Raw genomic sequence first — 25,200 nt, forward strand, 5'->3', positions numbered from 1 at the left:
CCAGCAGCGGAGGTGCGTGCCCATGACAGGACTCATGGCGGGGCTCAAGGACGCGACCGCCATCGTCGGGATCGGTCAGACCGCCTTCGCCAAGCAACTCCCGGAGTCCGAGAGGACCTTGGCCTGCCGTGCCGTTCTCGCCGCCCTCGACGACGCCGGGATCCCACCGAGCGAGGTCGACGCGCTCGCCTCGTACACGATGGAGGAGACCGACGAGGTCGAGCTGGCGAAGGCGATCGGCGCCGGTGATCTCACCTTCTTCAGCAAAGTGGGCTACGGCGGGGGCGGTTCCTGTGCCACCGTCGCCCATCTCGCCGCCGCCATCGCCACCGGGCAGGCCTCCGTCGGGGTCGCCTGGCGGTCACGGAAGCGGGGGTCCGGGCCGCGGCCCTGGAAGAACACCGCCGTCCAACTCCCCACCCCCGCCCAGTGGACCCGCCCCTTCGGCCTCCTCCGCCCGGCCGACGAGATCGCCATGCTCGCGCGCCGCTATATGCACGAGTACGGCGCGACCCGTGACCACTTCTTCAACGTCGCCCTCGCCTGCCGCAACCGCGCCAACCAGAACCCCGCCGCGATGATGTACGAACGCCCGCTGACCCGCGAGATGTACATGACCTCCCGCTGGATCAGCGAACCCCTCTGCCTCTTCGACAACTGCCTTGAGACGGATGGGGCGTTGGCCTGCGTGATCGTGTCGAAGGAACGGGCCCGCGACTGCCGGAACACACCCGTGTACGTCCACTCCGCCGCCCAGGGCCTGCCCGCCCAGCACCACGGCATGGTCAACTACTGGAACGACGACCCGCTCACCGGGCCGGCCTGGACCGCAGCCCGACACCTGTGGAAGCAGGCGGACTTCGGCCCCCATGACGTTGACGTCGCGCAGATCTACGACGCTTTCACGGCACTCATCCCGCTCTCCCTGGAGGGCTACGGCTTCTGCGGTCGCGGCGAGGGCGGGGCCTTCACCGAGGGCGGTGCGCTGGAAATCGGCGGACGGCTGCCGGTCAATACGAGCGGGGGCGGGCTCTCCGAGGCGTACGTCCATGGCTTCAACCTCATCAACGAGGGCGTGAAGCAGTTGCGCGGGACGAGCACCGCCCAGGTCCCGGACGCCTCGACCTGCCTGGTCACGGCGGGTGAAGGCGTCCCCACCTCCGCGATCCTCCTACGGAACTAAGGAGTTGGGAGTTGACGATGCCATTGCCGGGAGAGCGCCTGTCCCTCCTGTCCCCCGTCCTCGACGACGACGGCGCCCCCTTCTGGGAGTACGCCGCCCAAGGCGAACTCCGCGTCCAGGCCTGCGCCGACTGCGGCGAACTCCGGTTCCCGCCCCGGCCCTGCTGCCCCCACTGCCAGTCCTTCGCGAGCGAGTGGCGGCTGATGAGCGGGAAGGGGCGGATCTGGTCGTACGTCGTCCCGCATCCGCCGCTCCTTCCGGCATACGCGGAGCTGGCCCCGTACAACGTGATCGTCGTCGAGCTCGCGGAGGCTCTGCACATCCGGCTCGTCGGGAATCTGCTCAGCGGCGCCGACGCCCCCCTGGGCTCCCTCCCGCCGGAACGGATTCGGATCGGGGCGAAGGTGCAGGTGGTGTTCGAGCGGACGGCCCGCCTGCCCCAGTGGATCCTGGAGCGCCCATGACCGTACGCCTCACCACCGACAAGGACACCGGCGTCGCCGTCGTCACCCTCGACCGGCCCGAGCGGCTGAACTCGATCGACCTGGCCATGGCCGCCGAACTCACCGCCGCCTGGCAGGAGTTCAGGTTCGACCAGTCCGTACGCTCGGTCGTCGTCACGGGGGCGGGCGAGCGGGCGTTCTGCTCGGGGCTCGATCGTGACGTCGAGGTGCCGCAGCCCGGCTCCCCGTACACGGTGGACGAGCCGCTCACCATGACCGGGCCGAAGGCGAACGACCTGTGGAAGCCCGTGATCGCCGCCGTGAACGGGATGGCCTGCGGAGGCGCCTTCTACCTGCTCGGCGAGGCCGAGTTCATCGTGGCCGACGAGCACGCCACCTTCTTCGATCCGCACACGACCTACGGGATGGTCAGCGCGTGCGAGTCGATCTACATGGCGCAGAGGATGCCGTTCGGGGAGGTGGCGCGGATGGCGTTGATGGGGACGGCGGAGCGGATCTCAGCCGGGCGGGCGTACGAGGTGGGGCTGGTGTCCGAGGTCACCGCCCCCGGCGAGGCACTCCAGGCCGCCGTACGGTGCGCCGAGGTCATCGCCTCCTACCCGACCGAAGCTGTGCAGGGCACGGTACGAGCCGTATGGGCGGCGAAGGAAGCGGCGCGCGCTCAGGCGCTCACGCACGCGCCGCACCTCATCGCGCTCGGGAACCTGCCCGCGGACCGCCAGGCGGAGCTGTTCACCGCCCGGCGGGCCGGTGGGTACCGCGTCCGATGAGGAGACGCGTGTCAGTCAGTTCGCGGGTGCGTCCCGTTCGGCCACGCAGCGGTCGACCTGCGTCGCGACGCCGGGACTGGACAGGTCCACCTGTACCGTCGCCGTCTCGTTCGCGGCGACGAACTCGTCCGCGCTCCCCAGTTCCACCCGGTCGGAATCGGCGTCGAGGAAGTCGACCGTGACGGTGAAGTAGGCGCCCTCGGCATTCGGGTTGGTGACCTCGACCGTCGCGTACGCATCGGTCGGCGTCGCGCAGTCGATCAGCTTCACCGTGGCGTCCTGAAGCGTCGTGGTCGCATCCGAGGAGCCGCTGTCGTCGTACGTGTCGTCCGTGTAGTCGTCGTCATCGTCGTAGTCGCGGTACGTCCCCGATCCCGAGGTCCCGCCGCTCGACGACGAACTGTCGTGAGACTGGCTGGAGCTGCTGCAGCCGCCGCCACCTCCGCCGTCCCCGCCGCTGCGGTGACCGCGTCCCGTCGAGAACCCGGTGAGGGAGAGCACCACCAGTGCCGCCACCGCTGTGAACTTGAGCCTGCGTCCCCGTAGTTGCATGGCGTCACTCTATGCAACGCATGTCACGGACATGTCACCGGGTGGTGATGAGCGCGTACGGGGCGTAACGCTGGGGCGCAACAGGCGCAACCCCTGGCGGGGCCTGGGGCAGAGCCCCCGGAATTCAGCCCAGTCCCGCAAAATCCAGCCCTTCCGGCGATTGAGGAGCGGGGGCCCGGGGGCCGGCCCCCGAAACGGGCTCCGGGGCGGAGCCCCGAAGAGGGTCTGGGGGCGCAGCCGCCCAGCGGGGCTCCGGGGCCGGCCCCGAGGATGGGACGGGCAGGGGCAGCGGGGGCGGAACGAACCCCCGTCAAGCCGTCCGCGCCGTCCCCGTCCCCTTCTCCGCATCCAGCGCATACACACACCGGTCCTTGCTGCACGCGTACACCACCCCGTCCTTGACGACCGGAGCACCCGTGATCTCCCCGCCCGTGGCGAGCTTCCAGCGCAGGCGCCCGTCGTCCGCCTTCAGGGTGTAGAGGAGATGGTCCGTGGAGCCGAAGTGGATGCGGCCGTCCGCGACCGCGGGGGCGCCGACGAGGTCGCCGCCGGCCTGGAAGCGCCACTTCGGGGTGCCCGTGACGGCGTCCAGGGTGTAGAGGCCCTTGCCGCTGCCCACGTGGACGTGCCCGGCCTCGACGAGCACGGGGTCGATCGAGGCACGGGACTCGGTGGCGATACGCCAGCGGTCACGGCCGTCCGTGGCGTCGAGGGCGTACACCGTGCCGAGGTAGTCGGCGAGATAGATCCCGCCGCCGGTGACCGCCGGGCCGGGCGCGAACGTGGGCGGGCTCAGGAAGACGGCGGGCGCCTCGAAGTGCCAGCGGACGTGGCCGCCGGCGACGTCGATGGCGAGGACGCGGGTGCCGGCGGACACGTACACGTATCCGTCGTCGCCATGGGTGAGGCGGAGAGGGACGCCACCGCAGGAGGCCGCGTCGCCGATGGGGTAGGACCAGCGTTCGTCGCCCGTGCGCGCTTCGAGGGCGCGCAGACGGGCGTCCTTCCACACATACACCGTTCCCTCGTGGACGACGGGCCCGGCCTCGGGCGACTCGAAGTCGGCCTGGGCGCCGGTGAGCTCCCAGAGCTTCTGGCCGTTGGACGCCTCCCAGGCCTGTACACCGCCGCCGCGGGTGCCGGTGACGACGGTGCCGCGATCGGCCTTGAGGGAGTACACCCAGGCGTCGGTCGGCAGCCGCCACAGGTCGCCGCCCTCGCGGGCGTCCAGGGCGAAGAGGGTGGGCCCGTCCGATGCGTGGATACGGCCGTCCGAGACCGTCATCGACCAGGCGACGTCCCGCGTCTTGAAGCGGCGGCGGCCGGTCGCCACGTCCAGGGCGTGGACTTCGAAGGAGGTGACGTAGACGAGATCGCCGGCGACGGCGGGCGTGCCCCACACGTCGTTCGACATGCGGAAGCGCCACGGCCGCCAGGACGAGCCGCCGTCCGGCGCGGGAGCCGTCATGGGCGCGGGTACGACGGGGTCGGCGCCGTTGACGCCGGGGCGCGGGCGGGCCCAGGAAGCGGCGAGTCCCGCGTCCGGAGGAGGTGCCTTCACGGCGGCGGCGCGGGCGTCGGAGACGCGCGGGCCCGGCCCGATGGGCACGGGGGCCCCTGCGAGACGTACGGGCCCGTTGTCGGGGGCGCCACCGTGCCGGCCTGTACCCGCGCCGACGGGGACGGGCGGATCATGCGGCGGCGGTGGCGGCAGGGCGGGCGCCGCGGGCCCGGCGGCGCCCCCGGCATCGGGAGCGCCCCGCCCGCCGCTGCGGCCGCCGCCGGACGACGACGGCTTCGCCGCCGGACGCCCCCCGCGCCGCGTCTCGATCAGGCTCACGGCACGCTCGGGCAGCCACGCGGAGGCCGTACCACTGTCGTCGGAGCCCGAGCCGAACAGATGCGGTGCGAGCTGGGCCTGGAGGTCGGCGGGATTGGGGCGGGCCGTGGCCTCCATCTGCATACAGGACTCGATCAGCGGCCGCAGTTCCTCCGGCAGGCCTTCGAGGTCCGGGCCTTCCCGGAGCAGCATGAAGACGGTCTCGACCGGGTTCGCGCCGTGGAAGGGCGCATGGCCGGTGGCGGCGAACACAAGCATCGAGCCGAGCGAGAAGACATCGCTCGCGCCGGTCACGCTGCGTGAGTCCTTGGCCTGCTCGGGCGACATATAGGCGGGGGTGCCGACGGCGACGTTGGTCATCGTCAGCCGGGTGTTGGAGACGCCGGACGCGATACCGAAGTCGATCACGCGCGGTCCGTCCTCGACGACGAGGACATTGGACGGCTTGAGGTCCCGGTGCACGAGTCCGGCGCCATGGATGGACTGCAGCGCCTCCGCGACGCCCGCCGCCAGCCAGCGCACCGCCTGGGCCGGGAGCGGCCCGCACTCGGTCACTATCTCTTCGAGGGAGGGCGCGGGGACGTACGCGGTGGCCAGCCACGGCACGGCCGCGCGCGGGTCGGCGTCGACCACGGCCGCCGTGTAGAAGCCCGACACGGCACGGGCCGCCTCGACCTCGCGGGTGAAGCGGACCCGGAACAGCTGGTCCTCGGCGAGTTCCGTACGGACCGTCTTGATCGCCACCCGCCGGCCCGAAGCCGAGCGCGCCAGATAGACCAGCCCCATGCCGCCGGCACCCAGCCGTCCCAGCACCTCGAACGGCCCGATCCGCCGCGGATCGTGCTGCGTCAGCTGATCCACCACTTGCCTGCCACCTCCCCGTACGCGGCTGTGTTTCCAGCCACTGCGCAGCGTCTCACCACCGAACCGCTCCGGCGGCACGCACTCCGATTCTTCCTGGCCCGGGCACCGGTTGCGAACCCGGGGCCGGACCTGGATGTCTCAGGGCGTTCCGGGACAATTACGTCACGTCTTTCTCTCCGCTCAGTACCTTTCAGTACTTTTTCAGCGCTTCTCGGCTCTCTTCAGCGCTGGAGCACCGCGAAAGACGCCCCTTGATTGTCAGTGACGACTGCCACACTCCCGTACGACGCTTCGAAGGGAGGCACCTGGATTCGGCCGCCCAGTCGGATCACCGTACCCAGTACGGCATCGGGGTCCACCACCTGGAAGTGGACAAGGAAGTGCGGCGGCATCTCCGCGGGGAAGACTTCGCCGATGGCGACACGGCCGAAGTCGGGCGCGGCATCGGGGCCCAGGAGGGTGTCGTGGAAGAGTTCGCCGTAGAAGTCGTCGGCGACCTTGGTGTCCCGGGCGTACAGCTCGACCCAGGCGAAGCTGCCCGGCTCGTGCCGCCGTTCGAAACCGGCGTGCTCGTCGCCCTCCCACAGCCCGAACACGGCACCCTCCGGGTCGGCGGCCAGCGCCATCGTGCCGTACGTGTCCACCGGCACCGGATCCGTGATCACCTGACCGCCCGCTTCCCGGATCCGCCCGGCCAGGGCGAAGGCGTCCGGAGTCGCGAAGTACACCGTCCACACGGTGGGCATCCGCCCGTCCCGCTTGGGCGTGAGCGCGGCGACGGCCCGCCCCTCGCTGTACACCCAGGTGGAGGACCCGCGCCCCGCCTCGAAGGTCCACCCGAAGAGCTCGCCGTAGAAGCGCTTGCCCGCCTCCACATCGGGGAGCTGGGCGTCGACCCAGCACGGGACGCCCTCCCCGAAACCGGCGTCACCGGCGTCTGTGGCAGAAGGCTTCGATTCGGCCATACTGCCAAGCTAAGCGCCTCCCCGGCATCTCGCAGGGCAGCCGCACCCCATTTGCAGTCGGCCGAATCGCGCCCCGATCACCCCTCGGTAAGCTGACGGCATGACAGGACAAGTGCGTACCGTCGACGGCCGAGTGGCCGGACGGCGTGGGCAGGCGACTCGGCAGAAGCTGCTCGACTGCCTCAGCGAGATGCTCAGCTCGTCGCCCTACCGGGACGTCAAAGTCATTGACGTCGCGCGGAAGGCGGGCACGTCACCGGCGACCTTCTACCAGTACTTCCCAGATGTCGAGGGTGCTGTCCTGGAGATCGCCGAGCAAATGGCCGCGGAGGGTGCGGGGTTGACCGAACTGCTCGAGGGGCGATCCTGGGTCGGCAAGGCCGGCTGGCAGACCGCTCAGGAACTCGTCGACGGGTTCCTCGACTTCTGGCGCAAAAACGATGCCATCCTGCGCGTCGTCGACCTGGGTGCCGCGGAGGGGGACAAACGGTTCTACAAGATCCGTATGAAGATCCTGAACTCCGTGAACAACTCCCTTACGAACACGGTCAAGGAGCTTCAGGCCAAGGGCAAGGTCGACAAGGACGTGAGCCCGGCGGCGATGGCCGGTTCGCTCGTCGCGATGCTCGCGGCGGTGGCCTCGCACCAGAAGGGCTTCCAGTCCTGGGGCGTCAAACAGGCTGAACTCAAGCCGAATCTTGCCCTGTTGGTGCATATGGGCGTGACCGGCAAGAAGCCGACAAGATAGTTCACCCCGGTAGTTGTCAGTACGGTTTGGTACCCCCCACACTCCCCACGCTTTCGTAGGCCCAAATCCTGTCAGACAGACGGCAGTTCACTTCGGAGTTCGCTCCGGTGAGCTGCCGTCTGTCGCGTTGGGGGGCTGGTCGGCATCGCACGAGTCAGCGTCGTACGAGCCGGAAGATCCGTATCTCACGAGTGACCCGGGCCTGGTACGTCGCGTACGGCGGCCAGAAGTCCAGCAGCGCCTTCCACACCGTGTCCCGTTCCTCCCCGTGCAGAAGCTGGGCGGTGACCGGGATGTCCCTGCCCTTCCAATTGATCTCCGCGTCGGGGTGGGCGAGGAGGTTGGCCGTCCAGGCGGGGTGGTCCGTACGCCCGAAGTTGGACCCGATGAGAATCCAGGATCCGCTCTCCTCCGGCATGCAGGCGAGCGGCGTACGCCGGGGGAGCCCGCTCCTCGCCCCGCGCGCCGTGAGGATCACGCCGGGCAGCAGCTGGGCGCTGAGCAGGACTTTCCCACGGGTGAGCCGGTGTACGGCGCGGTCCATCGCGGGGACGAGGCGCGGGGCGACGCGGGCGAATGCGCGGGTCGAAGACACGCTCTGTACTGCCTTCTGTACCGCTTTCGGTACGCGCCGGGCGTTCGGCCCGTGCTGTGCTCCAGTGGGCATCAGACCGCCACCTCGCCACTGTCGAAGAGGTGCGCTTGCTCCGCAGCGTATGCGCGCAGCCGGTGCACCGGCCCGAAGAGCAGCTCGTCGCCGGCCGCCCGCTTGAAGTACAGATGCGCCTCGTGTTCCCAGGTGAACCCGATCCCGCCGTGCAACTGCACTCCCTCGGACGCGGTGACGCGGAAGGCCTCCAGTGCCTGCGCGAGCGCCAGCCCCCCCACGCGCTCGTCGCTCGCGGCCGTCGCCCAGGCCGCATAATAGGCGGCCGAGCGGGCTGCCTGGACCTGTACGTACAGATCGGCCAGCCGGTGCTTGACCGCCTGGAACGACCCGATCACCCGCCCGAACTGCTCCCGCTGCCTGACGTACTCGACGGTCCGCTCCAGTGCGCGATCGGCGGCACCGACGGCTTCGGCGGCGAGGGTGGCGGCGGCGGCGTCTCCGACGGCGGTCAGCGCGCCGGTGACATCGGCGGACTCCTCGCCGATCAACACCGCCTCGACATTCCGGAGCTGGATACGCGCCTGCGGGCGGGTCTCGTCGAGGGACGTCTGCCGTATGCGTACGAGCCCGTCGCTCCCTGACCGGACGAGGAACAGCAGCGTGCGGGAACGGGAGAACCCACCGGTGTGGGCGGCCACGACCAGCAGCCCCGCACAGTGCCCGTCCAGCACCTGATCGACCTGCCCGTAGAGCCGCCAGGCGCCGCCTTCCGGGCGCTTGGCCTGTACGCCTCCCGCTCGGCCACCGCCCGCCCAGTCACCGCGGTTGTCACCGGTCAGGCCGAGGGCAGTGGCGAGACACGTGCCGGGTACGGCGAGGGCGGCGGTCAGTTCGCCGGAGGCGAGGCGCGGGAGAAGCTTGCTCCGCTGCTCGTCGGTGCCGAGGGCGAGGAGCAGGGGGCCGCTCAGTACGGCGGTGGACAGGAGGGGCGAGGGAGCCAGGGCGCGGCCCAACTCTTCGCTTGCCAGGGCTAGTTCGGTGGCCGAGCAGCCGATACCGCCGTACGCCTCGGGGAGCGCGAGACCCGGCAGTCCGAGCTGCCCGGCCAGGGCTTCCCAGAGTGCGGGGTCGTGGCCGTCCGCAGTTCCCACGGCGGCCCTGACCTCCTCAGGGCCGCAGCGTTTGAGGAGCAGCTCGCGCAGGGTGCGGCGGATCTCGTCCTGTTCGGCGGTGAAGCGGGCGTCCATGGGCCCCTCCTCCTCGGAATCTGACGGCGCGTCATGGTAGAGCGGGCGTCTCCAGATGCACAGGGGTGCGGAGCTGTTGCCGCTGGAGTGTGTTCAAGAGCGTTCTGGTGAGCGGGAGTGAGCGCGCGAGATCCGTGTCGTGTCGCGCGCCTCGGCCGTGGGGCTGGTTCTCGGTGGGGGACTGACGTTCTTGCATCGAATGTGTGACCTTCCTGGGCGGCGCTCGTTTCTCATGGGCGACGGGATCTTCGGGTGGGGCCGGGCGGGGGTGACGGGGTGGGTGAGCTGAGGAGCATCGCGGCGCCGTTCGTCGCGTCCGGTCCGAGTGGTGTGGCCGTCCGGACCCGCCTCAAGCACCTGACGCCGGACGATGAGAAGGTGCTGCGCCTGGTGGGGGCGCATCTGGGGTCGCTGGCTTCCAAGGATCTCAAGGCGCGTTGCCGGGACGGCCTTTCGCATTCCGGTGAGGCGTGGGCGGTGCGTAAGCGGGAGTTGACGCCGCTGTCGTCGTCGCGGTGGGCGGGCAGTATCACCAAGGCGTCGCATGACCAGTGGGCGCTGGCCCGCCGCTGCCAGTTCGCACACATCCAGAACCTGGAAGCGGGCGTCCGTACCATCGAGGACCGCCTGTCGCTGCCGGTCGGTCAGAAAGGGACGAAGAAGGCGCCGGGGGGTTACCGGTCCCAGCGGGAATGGCATGCCAAGTCGCGGCGGCTGCGGGTGCTTCAGGACCGGCTGGCTGCCGCGCGGGCCGACCGCGAGGCCGGACTCGTGCACGTCGTGCGCGGCGGCAAACGTCTGGCCCGCACCCGCCATCACCTGGAGGCGGCCCAGCTCACGGAGTCCGGATGGCGCGGTCGTTGGGAGGCGGAGCGCTGGTTCTGTCAGGCGGACGGGGAGTCCGGCAAGCGCTACGGCAACGAGACCATCCGTATCAGCCCCGAGGGCGAGGTGAGCATCAAACTCCCCGCACCGCTCGCGCATCTGGCGAACGCCCCGCACGGCCGGTACATCCTGGCCTGCCGGATCGTGTTCCCGCACCGGGGCAGCGAGTGGGCGGATCGCGTCGCGGCCGACCGGGCGATCGCCTACCGCATCCACCTCGGTGCCGGACGGGACCGCTGGTATGTGACGGCCTCCTGGCAGATTCCGCCCACCCCCACCCTGCCCATCGAGGCGGCGCTCGCCCATGGTGTGATCGGTGTCGACATGAACGCCGACCACCTTGCCGCCTGGCGCCTCGACACCCACGGCAACCCCACCGGCAGCCCGCGCCGCTTCTCCTGCGACCTGACCGGCACCGCCGAGCATCGTGACGCCCAGGTCCGCCACGCCCTGACCCGCCTCCTGCACTGGGCGAAGACCTGCGGTGTGAAGGCGATCGCGGTGGAGGACCTGGACTTCGCCGCCGAGAAGACCCGCGAGAGACACGGACGACGTAAGCGGTTCCGGCAGCTGATTTCCGGTATGCCCACCGGGAAGCTCCGTGCCCGGCTGGCGTCGATGGCGGATCAGACGGGTATCGCGGTCATCGCCGTTGATCCGGCCTACACCAGCCGGTGGGGTGCCCAGCACTGGCAGAAACCTCTCACTGCGACGACTCGCACAACCACTCGCCATGATGCTGCTGCCGTGGCGATCGGAAGGCGCGCCCAGGGACACCCGATCCGGCGACGGACGGCACCGCCCCCACACGACCGGAGTGATCGTGCGGGGCATCGGACCGTCCAGGCCAGACCGGGCCTCCTTGGGCGTGAGGAAACCCGCCCCCGCATTCCCGGACCACGGACACGATCCGTCGGCGCCGGACGCGGAGCGAACGCGGGCAACCAGAACGCCCAACACCGTCCGGGGCGTTCGGCTGAGCATGATTTCTGGCAACAGGACTCACTCCCGCTCAGTCTTTAGGAACGGTGTGCCGCATGGGTGTGCGCAGAGGTGCGCTTGCGCAGAGCCGCGGCGCCCTGCCGGAGTCGGCATTACCTGATGTACCGTCAGATTCATGACTCAGCCTCAGCGGAAGGCGCGGAAGGTGGCGGTGGTCGGCGTCTCCCTCTCCGACTGCGGCCGGGTGGACGAGGCGACCCCGTACGCCCTGCACGCGCAGGCGGCACGCCGGGCCCTGGCCGACTCGGGCCTGACCCGCGAGGTCGTCGACGGTTTCGCGTCGGCGGGCCTCGGCACGCTCGCGCCCATCGAGGTGGCGGAGTACCTGGGCCTGCAGCCGACGTGGGTCGACTCGACCTCGGTGGGCGGCTCGACCTGGGAGGTCATGGCGGCCCACGCGGCGGACGCGATCGCCGCCGGGCACGCGAACGCGGTCCTGCTGGTGTACGGGTCCACGGCCCGCGCGGACATCAAGGCAGGCCGCCGTACCGGCAACCTGTCGTTCGGCGCACGGGGTCCGCTGCAGTTCGAGGTCCCGTACGGGCACAGCCTGATCGCCAAGTACGCCATGGCCGCCCGCCGCCACATGATCGAATACGGCACCACCATCGAGCAGCTGGCCTCCGTCGCCGTCCAGGCACGCGCCAACGCGGCGCTGAACCCGGACGCCATGTTCCGCGATCCGATCACGGTCGAGGACGTGCTGTCGGGCCCGATGATCGCGGACCCCTTCACCAAGCTGCACTGCTGCATACGTTCCGACGGCGGCGCGGCGGTCCTGCTGGCGGCCGAGGAGTACGTACGCGACTGCCGTACGCCACCGGTCTGGATCCTCGGCACCGGCGAACACGTCTCCCACACCACCATGTCCGAGTGGCCCGACTTCACGGTGTCCCCGGCGGCGGTGAGCGGGAAGCTGGCGTTCGCCCGCGCGGGAGTCCGCCCCGAGGAGGTGGACGTGGCACAGCTCTACGACGCCTTCACCTACATGACGCTCGTCACCCTCGAGGACCTGGGCTTCTGCAAGAAGGGCGAGGGCGGCGCGTTCGCCGAGAAGGGCCGACTGCTGGTGGGCGGGGATCTGCCGGTGAACACAGACGGCGGCGGCCTGTCGGCCCAGCACCCGGGCATGCGGGGGCTGTTCCTGCTCGTGGAGGCGGTACGGCAGTTGCGGGGGGAGGCGGGTGCGCGACAAGTGCGGCGAAGGGATGGGGAGTTGCCCCGGCTGGCCGTCGCGTCCGGGACCGGGGGGTGGTTCTGCTCGTCGGGGACGGTGGTGTTGGGGCGGGGGTGAGGTCGGGAGAACTCCTCGTTCGGGTGAACCAGCGGTGATCCACACTCCGGGGCTGAGCCACGGTCCTGGCGGGCTCGGGCCGTCACCGAGGGACTGTCGGAATACCGGGCAGTACGGGGCACGCTGACTCAGAGGAGCACTGTCCGCACTGTCCGCATCCCGGAAGGGTGGAGGAGACCGATATGGCCCTGAGTCGAGAAGAGCGTGAGCAGTTCCTGGCCGAGCCCCACGTCGCCGCGTTCGCGGTGGACGCCGGGGAGGGACGGGGTCCGGTCACTGTGCCGGTCTGGTACCAGTACGCGGCCGACGGCACCGTATGGATCCTGATCGGGATCGATTCCCGCAAGAACCGGCTGCTCGGTGCGGCGGGCCGGTTCTCCCTGCTGGTCGACCGGCTGGAACCCACGATCCGGTACGTGTCGATCGAGGGCCCGGTGATCGACACGACCCCCGCCACCATCGAGCACCTCCGGGAACTCGCCGCCCGCTACCTCCCGGCCGACAAGGTCGACGGCTATGTCGACTACGCCTGGAAGGAACACGGCGAGCAGGTGATCGTCCGTATGCGCCCCGAGCACTGGCTGTCGTCGGACCTCGGTTCGGTCTGAGGCGCACCACGTACGGGACGTCACGCACGGAACGTCACGCACGGAACGTGTGCACGGCGAAGTCCCGTACCGGCCGATAGCCGATCCGCTGATACAGCGCGTTACTGGTCGGATTGGCGAGGTCGGTGAAGAGCAGCACCTCGTCGGCGCCCGCGGTGAGCGCCGCGCGGCTGACCGCGGCGGTGGCGGCACTCGCGTAACCGCGGCCCCGTAGAGCGGGCGGGGTGTAGACGGGCGCGACGCGGATCTGCCCGGCGACCTTGGGGATGGCGCCCGCCATCGCGACGGGCGTGCCGTCCGGCGTCTCCCAGAACGTGATGCCCCCGCGGGCGAGGCGCCCCTCGGCCCAGCGGTCCGGGTCGTGGTGGGCTCTCCCGCCGGCCGCCGTGCAGAACTCGGCGTACCACCGCGCGACCAGCCCGTGGTCGTCCCGGGTGGCGGGCCTCGCCCTGCCGGGCGGGGCCGGGTCGGGTGGTGTGAGCGTGCCGAGCCGGTAGAGCCGCTGGTTCGTCGTGAGCTGGGCGGTGGCTCCGCTGCGGCGTTCCCAGGCTCCGGCGAAGCCCGCGGCCGTGTCCGCGGGACCGTGGACACCGGGGAGCGCGTGACCTGCCTCCGACAGCCGCGCGGCGAGCGCGTCGGCAAGCTCGGGGGTGGTGGCGGTCATGTTCAGGTCGTACGGAGGTGTCCGCAGGGCGGTGGCCCGCACGGCACCGTCCCGGTCCGCGAGCCACGCGAAGTGTGGCGGCTCCGGCCCGAAGGCGGCCGAGCCCGATCTGCCCAGTGCGTCGGTGACCGTCAACTGCACGGTGTGCAGGGCGGGTTGCGAGCTCAGGAAGCTTCCGGCACGGTCGAGGAAGATCTCGAGGTCACGGGTGAGGTGCCAGTCGGGCGCAACGGAAGCCATACCCAATGGTCCCGTGGGCTGCCCCGCGACGCGCGCGATTTACGCCGGGTGCCCGGCGCCGCTTGCCTGGTATGCGGCCGTTGCCGACCGGCGGGACGCTCCATAGGGCGATACTCCCCCTATGGAAACGGATCTTCACGAGCTGCTGCGTTCCCTGCGCGTGTGGGACACCGAGTTGCCCGTCTTCGACCCGGCCGAGGCGCCCGACGAGCCGTTGCCTCTCTTCGCGCGCTGGCTCGCGGAAGCCGTGGCGGCCGGTCAGGCCGAGCCGCACACCATGTCGCTCGCGACGTCGGACGAGGACGGTCTGCCCGACGTCCGCACGGTGATGCTGCACGGCGCCGACGCGAACGGCTGGTCCTTCGCCACCCACGCCACCAGCCGCAAGGGCCGCCACCTGGCCACCCGCCCCTACGCGGCCCTCGGCTTCTACTGGCCGGCGCAGGGCCGCCAGGTTCGCGTACGCGGCCCGGTGACGCTCGCCCCACCGGAGGAATCCCAGGCAGACCTGCACGCCCGATCGACCGGTGCCCTGGCAGCGGCTCTGGTCGGCCACCAGAGCGAAGTACTGGATTCTGTCGGGGAGTTGGCCCGCACATCGGAGTCCGCCTGGGCACGGGCGCAACGGGAGCCCGACGCCCAGGCCCCCTCATGGACCTTGTACCGCGTCCAACCGGACGAGGTGGAGTTCTTCCAGGGGGACGCCCAGCGACGTCACGTACGCCTCGACTATCTCCGTACGGACGGGGATTGGGCCAGACAGCTGCTGTGGCCGTGAGGGCGGCTCATCACGGAGCGCCGGGTTCCGGATCTGTGGCGAGCCGGGCGTGCAGGTGCACGTCCCGGAACGCGTCACGGTGGCCCGCTTCGAACATCGCGTCGCGCAGGGTGCCCTCGGGAAGGAAGCCGCAGCGGTTCGCGATGTGACAGGAGGCGTCGTGGCCGAGGGCGTGGCCCAACTCCAGGCGATGAAGGCCGAGTTCGGTGAGGGCCCAGCGGGAGGCGAGCGCCAGCGCCCGGGTGGCGACTCGGTGTCCGCGGGCCTGGGGCAGGACCCAGTAGCCGACGCGGGCGCAGCGTGTGACGGTGTCGATCTCGTTGACGCCGATGTGGCCGAGTGTCGCCCCGGTGTCCGCGTCCGTGACGCGGAAGGAGGCGGCGCTGCCGTCCGCCGCGCTCTCGGTCCGCGAGCGGAGCGCGTCCCGGGCGCCGTCGATGTCGGTGACCTCCTGGAGTGGCGAGTTCCAGCGCTGGAACTCCGGGTCGGTCCTGCCGCGCAGCCACGCTTCGACATCACGGTCGGACTCCGGGTCCCAGGAGCACAACCGCAGTCCGTGGCCGCGTAGTTCGGGGAACGGATTGACGAGGAACCGCGTGCGAAACCGGGCCATCGCTCCATTGAAACCCGTACGTCTCCACGCCTCACACCCGGGGTCGGAACACCGGCACGACGACCTCCCCCGCGCCCTCTCCCATCTCCCGAAACGTCACCTCAAGACCCATCCCGGCCCGCAGCGCGCTCTCCCCGCACTCCACCACCTCGGTCATCATCCGCGGCCCTTCGGCGAGATCGACGACAGCAGCGACGTACGGCGTACGACCCCCGAAGGGCGGGAGATCATTGCGGTGTACGACGGACCAGGTGTAGAGCGTGGCGCGCCCGCTCGCCCGCTCCCAGGCCACGTCCTCGCTCCAGCAGTACGGGCAGAACTCGCGCGGGTAGTGATGGGCCCGCCCGCACCCACCGCACCGCCGTAGCAGCAACTCCCCCCGGCCGGCCGCCTCCCAGTAGGCACGGGTGAAGGCATCCACCTCCGGCACATCGAACCGCGGCGCCCCCATCAGAAGAGCCCCAGCACACTGTCCAGCGACCACGTCTGCCACGACATCCCGAACAGGGCCACCAGGGAGATCAGGGCCATCATCGAGTTCTGCCCCTGCTCGGCCCAGTCGTGGATCATGAGAACGAGGTAGAGGAGGTTGAGGAGGAGGCCCCCGACCAGGGCGATCGGGGTCAGGAATCCGGCGATCAGTCCCAGTCCCAGGGCGAGTTCCGCGTACACGACGACGTACGCCATGGCCCGCGGACGCGGCGCGACGACGACGTCGAAGCCGCTGCGCACCGCGGTCCAACGATGCTTCGCCGCGACATCCGCCGCCCAGGCGATCCCCGTCCCCCGCTCGAACCACCCCTTCTTGTCCTTGTGCCGCCAGCTCTCCAGCCACCACAGCCCGAGCCCGATACGCAGCACGGCGACCCATTCCGCACCGGTGAGCCAGATCGTGTCCATGGACTTCCCTGCGGTCGAAGGAATCTGACGATACGTCAGTTCAGCGGATGTGCGGCAGTCACGCAAGACCGTGAGGAGGCGAGACTCTTCCCAGGGGCGGCCGCGGCAGGGGCCGAGTCGGCCGGTGTTAGCGTTCGGCCACATGGGCGACGGCGTGTACGTGGGCAACGCGGGCAGGGACGCGGCGCTGGACCGCGGGTGGCTGCTCGGGCACTTCAAGGACGAGGGTGATCCTCGTCGGAGCGACGCGGTGGAGATCAAGTGGGGCGTCCACCCCAGGGGCGACAAGCGAGCACAGTGGGTGCGGGGCGAGGAACGCACGGCCCTGCTGGTGCTGATCAGCGGTCGCTTCCGGGTCGAGCTGCCCGGCCGCAGCGTTCTGCTGGAACGCCAGGGCGATTACGTCGTATGGGGCCACGGAGTGGACCACTCCTGGGCCGCGGAGGAGGAATCGGTGGTGCTGACCGTGCGGTGGCCGTCCGTTCCCGGCTATGCCGTGCCACAGGAGGAGCGCACGGCTTCGAGTGCATGAGCGGGAGGGCCCGCGCAGTGGCGGACCCGGCCTCGTGACTCTTCACGCGCCTCATCGGCCCCCCACTCCGAGGCGCCCGCGCCACGAATCCCACCCAATCTCCACACAGCCGTGATCGATTCGCAATCGATTCCGGGCTTGACCGATACCCATCAAGTGACGTGGTGAATACGCTCTGGCCCATGGCCGACTCTTCCGACGCGACGCGTCCTCCGACACACCACGCGGTGCCGTCCCACGAAGACCGACCCGTGTACGTCATCGGCGGCGGCCCGGGCGGACTCTCGGCGGCGTACGCCCTGCGCGCCCAGGGCGTACGAGCCGTCGTGCTGGAGAGATCCGAGCACGTCGGGGCGTCCTGGCGGCGGCATTACGACCGGCTGCATCTGCATACGACCCGGCGGTTGTCGTCCCTGCCGGGCCTGGCGATGCCGCGCTCGTTCGGGCGCTGGGTCTCGCGGGACAACGTGGTGCGGTATCTGGAGAAGTACGCGGAGCACCACGAGCTCGAGGTCGTAACCGGCGTCGAGGTTTCCCGCGTGGAGCCCGCCGCGGACGGCACCGGCTGGCTGTTGCGGGCCACCGGCGGGCGCGAGTTGACCGGTAGCGCGGTCGTGGTCGCCACCGGCTACAACCACACGCCCCACGTGCCCGACTGGCCGGGCCGCGACGCGTACAGCGGCGAGCTGCTGCATGCCGGCCAGTACCGCAACGCCGCCCCCTACGCCGGCCGCGACGTCCTCGTCGTCGGCATCGGCAACACGGGTGCCGAGATCGCCGTCGACCTCGTCGAGGGCGGGGCCTCGCGCGTACGGCTCTCGGTGCGGACCGCGCCGCACATCCTGCGCCGGTCCACGGCCGGGTGGCCCGCCCAGCGCACCGGGATTCTCGTACGCCGGCTGCCGGTCGCCTGGGTGGACCGGCTGGCCGGGCCGGTGGGGAAGATCAGCGTGCCGGATCTGTCGGCCCACGGCCTGCCCCGGCCTGACACCGGGCTCTACTCCCGCGTCAACGAAGGCTCGGTCCCGGTGCAGGACGTCGGCCTGATCGACGCCGTACGCCAAGGGAAGGTCGAGATCGTGGCCGCCGTCGACGGTTTCGAGGACGGCAAGGTCGTCCTCGCGAACGGCGACCGGATCGGCCCTGACGTCGTCATCGCCGCGACCGGCTACCGCCGCGCCCTGGAGGACCTCGTCGGCCACCTCGGCGTCCTGTCCGAACGCGGCCGCCCGGTTGTCCACGGCGGCCGCACCCCGAAGAACGCCCCCGGCCTCTACTTCACCGGCTTCACCAACCCCATCAGCGGCATGCTCCGCGAACTCGCCCTGGACGCCCAGAGAATCGCGAAGGCGCTGGCGAAGGTGAAGGCGGGCGAGCGGGGATAGCGGGTCCGTCGGCACGGGCGACAGCCCGCACCGGCGCACGGGGTCGATAGCCCGCGCCGGCGGGCGGTCGCGGGAACGAAGGGCGCGGGCGCGGCAAGCGGTCGCTGGGCACGCCGGTGCGGGCGGCGGCCCGCACCAGCGCGCGGGCGCGTGCCGTCGGCCGCACAGTGGTCGATACCCACGTCGGCGGGCGGTCGCGGGAACGAAGGGCGCGGGCGCGGCAAGCGGTCGCTGGGCACGCCGGTGCGGGCGACGGCCCGCACCAGCGCGCGGGCGCGTGCCGTCGGCCGCACAGTGGTCGATACCCACGTCGGCGGGCGGTCGCAGGAACAAGGGCGCGGGCGCGAAGGGCGGTCGCTGGGCACGCCGGTGCGGGCGACGGCCCGCACCGGCAGGTGGTCTCGGGCACGCCGGTGCGGCCGACGGCCTCATGGCGCAGTGACCGGGCACATCGGTCGTGGGCGCAGCGCGGCCAGCGGCCAGCGGCCAGCGGCCAAGGCGTACGGCAGAGGGCGCGGCGGTGCGGGCGGCAGCCGCACCGCGAGCTGCCGCGGGCACGGCGAGCGGGCAGCGGTCGTGGCGGCCGGCCAGTCGGGCATCGCCGTGCGCGGCGCCGCCCACCCGCGCCTGGCGCGCTGCCGGGTGCACCACGCCTCGGGGCAGGGCGGCCCGTCGCCCACGGCCCCGCCCTCCGCAAGCCCGTCGCAAGCCCGCCGACGGCATCCACCAGTCCTGCACGGAAACCTCCGGCTTCCGGAACGGCTACACAGACGGCGCCCTCCGCTCCGGAGAGTGTGTGGCCGCGGAGGCCGTCCGGCGCACCCGGATGCCGTCCAGCCACGTTCCCCTGACGACCGTGGCGGGTACCAACCATGTGTCCGCCACAAGTTCTTTGCATGCAGGCCGGTTCCTGACACGGCGTCAGTTAAGTAATCTGACACTGCGTCAGTTATTGGCAGTCACACAGGAGCGGGCGGACCGATGCTTGGATCAACCCACGGCACCTTCACCACCGACTCCCGCCGGGCCCGGGTCATCGCCTGCGGCGAGCAACCGGCGCCTGCCGTGCACGGCAGGCCCGCCGACACCGACGACCTCGACGTCAGCGGCCGGCCGCTGTACGCCGGCGTACCCGACCTCGACCGCTTCTTCCGCCCCGAGTCCGTGGCCGTCGTCGGCGCCTCGGATGCCGAGGGGCGGCCGAACACCGGCATCACCAGGCAGTTGCTCTCCTGGGCCGAGCGTGTCGGTGCCCGGCTGCATCCGGTGCACCCCACCCGTCAGTCCGTCTTCGGCATATCCTGCGTCCCTTCTGTCGCAGACCTGCCCGAACAGGTCGACCTGGCCGTGCTGTTGGTCTCCGACCCCCTCCCTGTGGTCGAGGAACTCGCCGAGGCCAAAGTGAAGTTCGCGGTGGCCTTCGCCTCCGGGTTCGCCGAGACCGGAGCGGAGGGCGCCGCCGCGCAGGCCCGCCTCGCCGCCGCCGTGGAGCGCTCCGGGCTGCGGCTGCTCGGGCCGAACACCAACCTCAACGCCTTCGAGAAGTTCCGCGACGACCTGGACGGGCCGGCGATCGCGCTGATCACCCAGTCCGGGCACCAGGGGCGTCCCGTCTTCACGATGCAGGAGCTGGGCGTGCGACTCTCGCACTGGGCGCCCACCGGCAACGAGGCCGACCTGGAGACCGCCGACTTCATCTCCTACTTCGCCGAGCAGCCGGAGGTCGGCGCCATCGCCTGCTACGTCGAGGGGCTGAAGGACGGCCGCGCCTTCATGCTCGCCGCCGACCGGGCGGCCCGGCGCGGTGTCCCCGTCGTCGCGGTCAAGGTCGGCCGCACCGAGACCGGGGCCCGCACGGCCGCCTCACACACCGGAAAGCTGACCGGCGCCGACACGGTGGTGGACGCGGCGATGCGGCAGTACGGCGTGATCCGCGTCGACGGACTCGACGAACTCCAGGACACCGCGGCCCTGTTGGCCCGCGCCCGGCCCTTGAGCGCCGACGGCGTCGTCGTGTATTCGATCTCGGGCGGCACGGGCGCGCACTTCTCGGATCTGGCGACCGAGGCGGGACTGCGTCTGCCCCGGCTGTCGGACGCCAAGCAGACCGAGCTGCACCAGTGGATACCGGAGTACCTCGACGTCGCCAATCCCGTCGACAACGGCGGCCACCCCGTGGGCGACTGGCGTGGCCGCAAAATCATCGACGCGATCCTCGACGACCCGGCGGTGGGCGTGCTCATCTGCCCGATCACCGGGCCCTTCCCGCCGATGAGCGACCAGCTGGCGCAGGACCTGGTGGAGGCGGCGGAGCAGACGGACAAACTGGTGTGCGTGGTGTGGGGATCGCCGGTCGGCACCGAGTCCGCGTACCGCGACACCCTGCTGGGGTCCTCCCGCGTCGCCACCTTCCGCACCTTCGCGAACTGCATCACGGCTGTCCGCGCCCACCTCGACCACGCCCGCTTCACCGCTTCGTACCGCTCCCCCTTCGACGAGGCGCCGCGCACGCCCTCGCCCTCCTTCCGCAAGGCGCAGGCGCTGATGCGGCCGGGACAGCAGCTGAGCGAGCACGCGGCGAAGCAGCTTCTGCGGGCGTACGGAATCCGCGTACCGCGCGAGCAGTTGGTGACCAGCGCGGCGGCGGCCGTGCGGGCAGCCGGGCTCGTCGGCTACCCCGTCGTGATGAAGGCCTCCGGTGCGCAGCTCGCCCACAAGACCGAACTGGGCCTGGTGAAGGTCGGGTTGACCTCCGCCAGTCAGGTCCGCGACGCCTACCGGGAGCTGACCGACATCGCCCGCTACGAAGGTGTCTCGCTCGACGGGGTCCTGGTGTGCCAGATGGTCGATCCCGGAGTCGAGATGGTCGTGGGCGTCACGCAGGACGATCTCTTCGGCCCGACCGTGACGGTCGGGCTCGGCGGCGTACTCGTGGAAGTGCTGCGGGACACGGCCGTACGCGTGCCTCCTTTCGGCGAGGAGCAGGCGCGGGCCATGCTGGGCGAACTGCGTGGGCGTGCGCTGCTCGACGGGGTCCGCGGGCGTCCCCCGTCCGACCTCGACGCCCTGATCGAGGTCGTGCTCCGGGTGCAGCGCATGGCGCTCGAACTCGACGGCGAACTGGCGGAGCTCGACATCAACCCGCTGATGGTGCTGCCCAGGGGGCAAGGGGCCGTCGCGCTGGACGCGATGGCGGTGTGCCGCTGAGGCAAGCGGCCCTCGCCACCGCCATGCCACCGCACGAACGGCGCCCACCGTCCCGCGGGCGAGGCCCAAGACCCCGCGAACGACGCCGACGATTTCGCGTACGGCTCCCTCCACGCCCCGTACGAAACGGAGTACCCCCATGTCCGACTCCCCCCGTGCTTCCCGCGAATCCCCTGACGCGTCCCGCTCGTCCCGCTCATCCCGGAGCGCCGGTCCCGACCAGCGCTCCGGCCCCGAAATTTCCCTCGAGTCATTGGTACGGCACGCCACTGACAATCACGTCGCGTGGATCACCCTCAACCGGCCCGAGGCGATGAACGCCATCACCTCTGACCAACGAGAACACCTGATCCAACTTTTTTCCGAAGCCTCCGCCGACCCGCACGTACGAGCCGTCGTCCTCACCGCGACGGGCCGCGGTTTCTGTGCGGGCGCCGACCTGCGCGGCGGGCCGCTCGCCGCGGAACGGGTCGCCGGCGACGTTGCCCGAGTCATCCGTCTCGGCGCCCAGCGCCTCATCGCCGCGGTCCTCGACTGCGAGAAGCCGGTGATCGCCGCGGTGAACGGCACCGCGGCAGGAATCGGCGCGCACCTCGCGTTCGCCTGCGACCTGGTGATCGCCGCCGAGCCGGCCCGGTTCGTGGAGGTGTTCGTACGGCGCGGCCTGGTCCCCGACGGGGGTGGCGCGTACCTCCTTCCCCGGCTGATCGGACCGCAGCGGGCCAAGGAGCTGATGTTCTTCGGCGACGCACTGAGCGCCGCGGACGCGCAACGCCTCGGGCTCGTCAATCGCGTCGTACCGGCCGAGGAGCTGGAGAAGACGGCCCGTGAGTGGGCCGAACGCCTCGCCGCCGGGCCGACCCGGGCCCTCGCTCTCACGAAGCAGCTCGTGAACGCCTCCCTGGACACCGACCGTGCCACCGCTTTCGCCGCCGAGGCCGCCGCGCAGGAGATCAATATGACGACGGCGGACGCGAAGGAAGGAGTGGCGGCGTTCGTGGAGCGGCGAGGGGCCGAGTTCAGCGGGCGTTGAGGGTTTGGAGGGTTCCCGGAGGGTTGGGAGGGTTCCTATCTGACGGTCCGTCAGGTTCAATGGAGGGTGTGATGGGACACGCAGGGATGGCCGCCGCTGCCGTCCGCTACCTCAGGTCGGCCGGGGCCGCCACCGTCGCGGGGCCCGTGGAGGCCTTGCCGCGGCCGGATCTGCGGGCTGTCGGAGACGATGAGCGGGCGCCGGTCGACCAGGGCGAATTCCGGCGCGTTCTGGGGAACTTCGCGACCGGGGTGACCGTTGTCACCGCGCCCGCCGCCGACGGCGAGGACGGCCCCGCCGGCTTCGCCTGCCAGTCCTTCTCCTCCCTCTCGCTCGATCCGCCGCTGGTCGTGTTCATGGCCGGTCGTACGTCGACGACGTGGCCGCGGATCGCTCGCGCGGGCGTGTTCTGTGTGAACGTACTGGGGGCGCACCAGGGCGAGTTGTGCCGCGGGTTCGCGGTGAGCGGGGCGGATAAGTTCGCGGGGGTCGCCTACGACGCCGCGCCGGCGTCCGGGTCGCCGCGACTGGAGGGGGCGCTCGCGTGGATCGACTGCACGATCCACGCCGTGCACACCGGCGGGGACCATCTGATCGTGGTGGGGCGGGTGGAGGCGCTGGGGGCGACCGGGGGCGATGACGCTCCGCTGCTGTTCCATCGGGGGAAGTTCGGGCAGTTCAGGCTCTGACACCGAGCATCGTCCGCCACCCGATCGAGTGCACCTCTCGTGATCTTCGAGCACGCAGGCCAGGCTGTTCATAACGTCGCTGTTATGACGTGAGGTGAAGTAGAACTCGAGCCGGAGGTGGAGCGATGGTTCCTCGGGCTGACAGACAACCATCGCGGTACGGCCGCGTTCTACGCCGACCTTCTGGCCAATCGCGGACCGCTGCTCGGCGAACCGTACACGCGGCAGCTGGACGGCAAGCTCCGGGAGCTGCGTTTCCACTGGAACACGGACTCGGTCCGGATCACCTGCTGGATCGCGTCAGGACGCCGGATCATCCTGCTGACCGTATTCCGCAAGCAGCGAATGCGGGAGCTCGGCGAGGTCGATCGTGCCCGGAGGGCCCGCGCCCGGTGCGCCGACGGCCAGCACAGCGCGGACGAGGAGTGAGACCATGAGCGAACGCAGAAGCTGGAACGAGCTGCGAGACGAAACCCTTGCCTCGCCGGAGGCCCGGGAGGCTTACGACGCCGCCGGAATCCGTTTCGAGCTGGGCGCAGCTGTGCGGGAGCGCCGTGAGGCCCTGGCAATGACGCAGGCGCAGCTCGCGCAGCGGGCAGGGCTGCAGCAGCCTGCGGTCGCCCGGTTCGAGGCGGGAGGCACCATGCCGACGCTGCCTTTGCTCGAACGCCTCGCCATGGCGCTCGGCCTGCGCCTGCGCGTCGGTTTCGAGCCGCTCGACCGCGCGAGCTGAATCCTGTCCTCAGGCTGAACCGCCCTCCCGGCTCAGGCGAGAGCCACCTTCACCCCCGGCCTCCTCCGTATCACCAGCGCCATCAGCGCCGCCGCCGCGCACAGCGCCCCAGACGCGTACCAGACCACGTCGTACGAGCCGAAGGTGTCGCGGGCGACGCCGCCGAGGAAGGCGACGAGGGCCGCGCCCACCTGGTGGGAGGCCAGGACCCAGCCGAAGACGATCGCGCTGTCGTCGCCGTACTGCTCGCGGCACAGGGCGAGGGTCGGCGGGACGGTGGCCACCCAGTCGAGGCCGTAGAAGACGATGAAGAAGAGCATCGGGAGCTGCACCGAGGGCGCCAGCAGCATCGGCAGGAACAAGAGCGATACGCCGCGCAGGGCGTAGTAGACGGCCAGCAGCCGCCGCGGCTCGAAGCGGTCCGTGAACCAGCCGGAGGCGATCGTGCCGACGACGTCGAAGACCCCGATGACCGCGAGCAGCGAAGCCGCAGCCGTGATCGGCATGCCATGGTCGTGGGCGGCGGGCACGAAGTGCGTCTGGATCAGGCCGTTCGTCGAGGCGCCGCAGATCGCGAAGGTACCGGCCAGCAGCCAGAAGGGGCCGGTGCGGGCCGCCGAGAAGAGGACGTTCACCGTGCGGCGGGCGGCGCCGGCCACGGGAGGCGGCTTCTCCACGAACTCCGGTGATCCGTACGGCTTCAGGCCCACGTCCGCCGGATGGTCCCGCAGCAGCAGCCATACGAAGGGGACAACGGCGAGGGCCGCCAGCGCCACCGTCACGGCCGCGGGGCGCCAGTTGTGCTCCGAGACGATCCAGGACAGCAGCGGCAGGAAGATCAACTGACCTGACGCCGAGGCCGCCGTGAGGATCCCCGTCACCAGTCCGCGCCGCTCGGTGAACCACCGGTTGGTGACCGTCGCCGCGAACGCCAACGCCATGGAACCAGACCCCAGCCCGACCAGCAGCCCCCAGCACAGGATCAGCTGCCACGCCGCCGTCATCCACACGGTCGTGCCCGAGCCGATCGCGATCACGAGCAGCGCGATCGCGACCACCCGGCGGATCCCGAAGCGGTCCATCAGCGCGGCGGCGAACGGCGCGGTGAGCCCGTACAGCGCGAGATTGACGGACACCGCGAGCCCGATCGTGCCGCGCGACCAGTGGAACTCCTGGTGCAGCGGATCGATGAGCAGGCCCGGCAGGGAGCGGAAGGCCGCGGCGCCGAGGATCGTCACGAAGGTGACGGCGGCGACGAACCACGCACGATGCAGGCGCGTGCGGCGCCGCCTTCTCTCGCTCTCGGGGACCTGGTCCTGGACTTTTGAAGCTTGGGGCGTCTGAGTCACGTCAAAGAGCTTCTGTGCTGCGATGACCACGATCGAGTGGCCCGA

General features: G+C 70.8%; 25 protein-coding genes. 15 read left to right on the plus strand and 10 right to left on the minus strand.

The window, feature by feature from the left end:
- Nucleotides 1-34: 34 nt before the first annotated feature.
- Genes ACGFNK_RS06390 through ACGFNK_RS06400 form a run of 3 tightly spaced genes read left to right on the plus strand, consistent with a single transcriptional unit; the run spans nt 35 to nt 2,417 of the window.
- Nucleotides 35-1,183, plus strand: coding sequence for a lipid-transfer protein (locus ACGFNK_RS06390; protein ID WP_393413261.1), 1,149 nt, complete (start codon nt 35-37; stop codon nt 1,181-1,183).
- 17 nt (nt 1,184-1,200) lie between these two features.
- A complete protein-coding gene (locus ACGFNK_RS06395) occupies nt 1,201-1,647 on the plus strand; it encodes a Zn-ribbon domain-containing OB-fold protein (RefSeq protein ID WP_393412520.1) in 447 nt (148 codons plus the stop codon).
- Nucleotides 1,644-2,417: an enoyl-CoA hydratase/isomerase family protein gene (locus ACGFNK_RS06400; RefSeq protein ID WP_393412522.1), complete on the plus strand. Its 774-nt coding sequence runs from the start codon at nt 1,644-1,646 to the stop codon at nt 2,415-2,417. The genes ACGFNK_RS06395 and ACGFNK_RS06400 overlap by 4 nt, the downstream gene beginning before the upstream one ends.
- A 15-nt stretch (nt 2,418-2,432) precedes the next feature.
- Here ACGFNK_RS06400 and ACGFNK_RS06405 read toward each other — a convergent pair whose 3' ends face one another.
- The 3 genes from ACGFNK_RS06405 to ACGFNK_RS06415 form a co-directional block, all read right to left on the minus strand.
- Nucleotides 2,433-2,969, minus strand: coding sequence for a hypothetical protein (locus tag ACGFNK_RS06405; RefSeq protein WP_393412523.1), 537 nt, complete (start codon nt 2,967-2,969; stop codon nt 2,433-2,435).
- A 310-nt stretch (nt 2,970-3,279) separates the two neighbouring features.
- Complete coding sequence (locus tag ACGFNK_RS06410; RefSeq protein WP_393412525.1) at nt 3,280-5,673, minus strand: PQQ-binding-like beta-propeller repeat protein; 2,394 nt, start codon at nt 5,671-5,673, stop codon at nt 3,280-3,282.
- 221 nt (nt 5,674-5,894) lie between these two features.
- Nucleotides 5,895-6,638 (minus strand): VOC family protein, encoded by a 744-nt coding sequence (locus tag ACGFNK_RS06415; protein ID WP_393412527.1) that lies wholly within the window; start codon nt 6,636-6,638, stop codon nt 5,895-5,897.
- 100 nt (nt 6,639-6,738) lie between these two features.
- Between ACGFNK_RS06415 and ACGFNK_RS06420 the strand changes: the two genes are divergently transcribed.
- A complete protein-coding gene (locus ACGFNK_RS06420; protein ID WP_344394320.1) occupies nt 6,739-7,386 on the plus strand; it encodes a TetR family transcriptional regulator in 648 nt (215 codons plus the stop codon).
- Between the two features lie 154 nt (nt 7,387-7,540).
- Here ACGFNK_RS06420 and ACGFNK_RS06425 read toward each other — a convergent pair whose 3' ends face one another.
- Together ACGFNK_RS06425 and ACGFNK_RS06430 are read right to left on the minus strand one after the other, a co-directional pair.
- Nucleotides 7,541-8,053: a nitroreductase family deazaflavin-dependent oxidoreductase gene (locus ACGFNK_RS06425; protein ID WP_393412529.1), complete on the minus strand. Its 513-nt coding sequence runs from the start codon at nt 8,051-8,053 to the stop codon at nt 7,541-7,543.
- Entirely contained in the window at nt 8,053-9,243 is a 1,191-nt protein-coding gene (locus ACGFNK_RS06430; protein WP_393412531.1) for an acyl-CoA dehydrogenase family protein, read from the minus strand. Before ACGFNK_RS06430 ends, ACGFNK_RS06425 begins: the two co-directional genes overlap by 1 nt.
- Nucleotides 9,244-9,519: 276 nt before the next feature.
- Between ACGFNK_RS06430 and ACGFNK_RS06435 the strand changes: the two genes are divergently transcribed.
- The 3 genes from ACGFNK_RS06435 to ACGFNK_RS06445 all read left to right on the plus strand — a co-directional run bounded on the left by ACGFNK_RS06435 (nt 9,520) and on the right by ACGFNK_RS06445 (nt 13,032).
- Nucleotides 9,520-11,151: an IS200/IS605 family accessory protein TnpB-related protein gene (locus ACGFNK_RS06435; RefSeq protein ID WP_393412533.1), complete on the plus strand. Its 1,632-nt coding sequence runs from the start codon at nt 9,520-9,522 to the stop codon at nt 11,149-11,151.
- Nucleotides 11,152-11,245: 94 nt separating this feature from the next.
- Nucleotides 11,246-12,424 carry an acetyl-CoA acetyltransferase gene (locus ACGFNK_RS06440; RefSeq protein WP_393412535.1) on the plus strand — a complete coding sequence of 393 codons (1,179 nt, stop codon included), beginning with the start codon at nt 11,246-11,248 and terminating at the stop codon, nt 12,422-12,424.
- 182 nt (nt 12,425-12,606) lie between these two features.
- Nucleotides 12,607-13,032: a pyridoxamine 5'-phosphate oxidase family protein gene (locus ACGFNK_RS06445; RefSeq protein WP_393412537.1), complete on the plus strand. Its 426-nt coding sequence runs from the start codon at nt 12,607-12,609 to the stop codon at nt 13,030-13,032.
- Nucleotides 13,033-13,066: 34 nt separating this feature from the next.
- Here the strand turns inward: ACGFNK_RS06445 and ACGFNK_RS06450 are convergent, their stop codons facing one another.
- Nucleotides 13,067-13,936 (minus strand): GNAT family N-acetyltransferase, encoded by an 870-nt coding sequence (locus ACGFNK_RS06450; RefSeq protein WP_393412539.1) that lies wholly within the window; start codon nt 13,934-13,936, stop codon nt 13,067-13,069.
- Nucleotides 13,937-14,057: 121 nt separating this feature from the next.
- Here ACGFNK_RS06450 and ACGFNK_RS06455 point away from each other — a divergent pair, with 121 nt between their 5' ends.
- Nucleotides 14,058-14,714, plus strand: a complete 657-nt coding sequence (locus ACGFNK_RS06455; RefSeq protein ID WP_393412541.1) for a pyridoxal 5'-phosphate synthase — start codon at nt 14,058-14,060, stop codon at nt 14,712-14,714.
- A 10-nt stretch (nt 14,715-14,724) separates the two neighbouring features.
- On the opposite strand, the gene ACGFNK_RS06460 is transcribed toward ACGFNK_RS06455, so the two are convergent.
- Genes ACGFNK_RS06460 through ACGFNK_RS06470 form a run of 3 tightly spaced genes read right to left on the minus strand, consistent with a single transcriptional unit; the run spans nt 14,725 to nt 16,227 of the window.
- Nucleotides 14,725-15,327, minus strand: a complete 603-nt coding sequence (locus ACGFNK_RS06460) for a GNAT family N-acetyltransferase (protein ID WP_393412543.1) — start codon at nt 15,325-15,327, stop codon at nt 14,725-14,727.
- A gap of 31 nt (nt 15,328-15,358) precedes the next feature.
- A complete protein-coding gene (locus ACGFNK_RS06465; RefSeq protein ID WP_393412545.1) occupies nt 15,359-15,778 on the minus strand; it encodes a Zn-ribbon domain-containing OB-fold protein in 420 nt (139 codons plus the stop codon).
- Entirely contained in the window at nt 15,778-16,227 is a 450-nt protein-coding gene (locus ACGFNK_RS06470) for a DoxX family protein (protein ID WP_393412547.1), read from the minus strand. The genes ACGFNK_RS06465 and ACGFNK_RS06470 overlap by 1 nt, the downstream gene beginning before the upstream one ends.
- A 142-nt stretch (nt 16,228-16,369) precedes the next feature.
- On the opposite strand from ACGFNK_RS06470, the gene ACGFNK_RS06475 reads away from it, so the two are divergent.
- The 7 genes from ACGFNK_RS06475 (at nt 16,370) to ACGFNK_RS06505 (ending at nt 23,806) form a co-directional block, all read left to right on the plus strand.
- On the plus strand, nt 16,370-16,759 hold the full coding sequence (locus ACGFNK_RS06475; protein WP_393412549.1) for a signal peptidase I: 390 nt from the start codon (nt 16,370-16,372) through the stop codon (nt 16,757-16,759).
- A gap of 182 nt (nt 16,760-16,941) precedes the next feature.
- Nucleotides 16,942-18,144: a flavin-containing monooxygenase gene (locus ACGFNK_RS06480; protein ID WP_393412551.1), complete on the plus strand. Its 1,203-nt coding sequence runs from the start codon at nt 16,942-16,944 to the stop codon at nt 18,142-18,144.
- A gap of 981 nt (nt 18,145-19,125) precedes the next feature.
- Nucleotides 19,126-21,351: an acetate--CoA ligase family protein gene (locus ACGFNK_RS06485; RefSeq protein WP_393412553.1), complete on the plus strand. Its 2,226-nt coding sequence runs from the start codon at nt 19,126-19,128 to the stop codon at nt 21,349-21,351.
- Between the two features lie 139 nt (nt 21,352-21,490).
- Entirely contained in the window at nt 21,491-22,384 is an 894-nt protein-coding gene (locus ACGFNK_RS06490; protein ID WP_393412555.1) for an enoyl-CoA hydratase/isomerase family protein, read from the plus strand.
- A 71-nt stretch (nt 22,385-22,455) separates the two neighbouring features.
- Nucleotides 22,456-23,073, plus strand: coding sequence for a flavin reductase family protein (locus tag ACGFNK_RS06495; protein WP_393412557.1), 618 nt, complete (start codon nt 22,456-22,458; stop codon nt 23,071-23,073).
- A 117-nt stretch (nt 23,074-23,190) separates the two neighbouring features.
- Complete coding sequence (locus ACGFNK_RS06500; protein ID WP_393412559.1) at nt 23,191-23,502, plus strand: type II toxin-antitoxin system RelE/ParE family toxin; 312 nt, start codon at nt 23,191-23,193, stop codon at nt 23,500-23,502.
- Nucleotides 23,503-23,506: 4 nt separating this feature from the next.
- Entirely contained in the window at nt 23,507-23,806 is a 300-nt protein-coding gene (locus ACGFNK_RS06505; protein WP_393412561.1) for a helix-turn-helix domain-containing protein, read from the plus strand.
- A 32-nt stretch (nt 23,807-23,838) separates the two neighbouring features.
- Here the strand turns inward: ACGFNK_RS06505 and ACGFNK_RS06510 are convergent, their stop codons facing one another.
- Complete coding sequence (locus ACGFNK_RS06510; protein ID WP_393412563.1) at nt 23,839-25,155, minus strand: MFS transporter; 1,317 nt, start codon at nt 25,153-25,155, stop codon at nt 23,839-23,841.
- Between the last annotated feature and the right edge of the window lie 45 nt (nt 25,156-25,200).

This window comes from Streptomyces sp. NPDC048825, assembly GCF_043198355.1.
Taxonomy (GTDB): Bacteria; Actinomycetota; Actinomycetes; order Streptomycetales; family Streptomycetaceae; genus Streptomyces; species Streptomyces xiangluensis.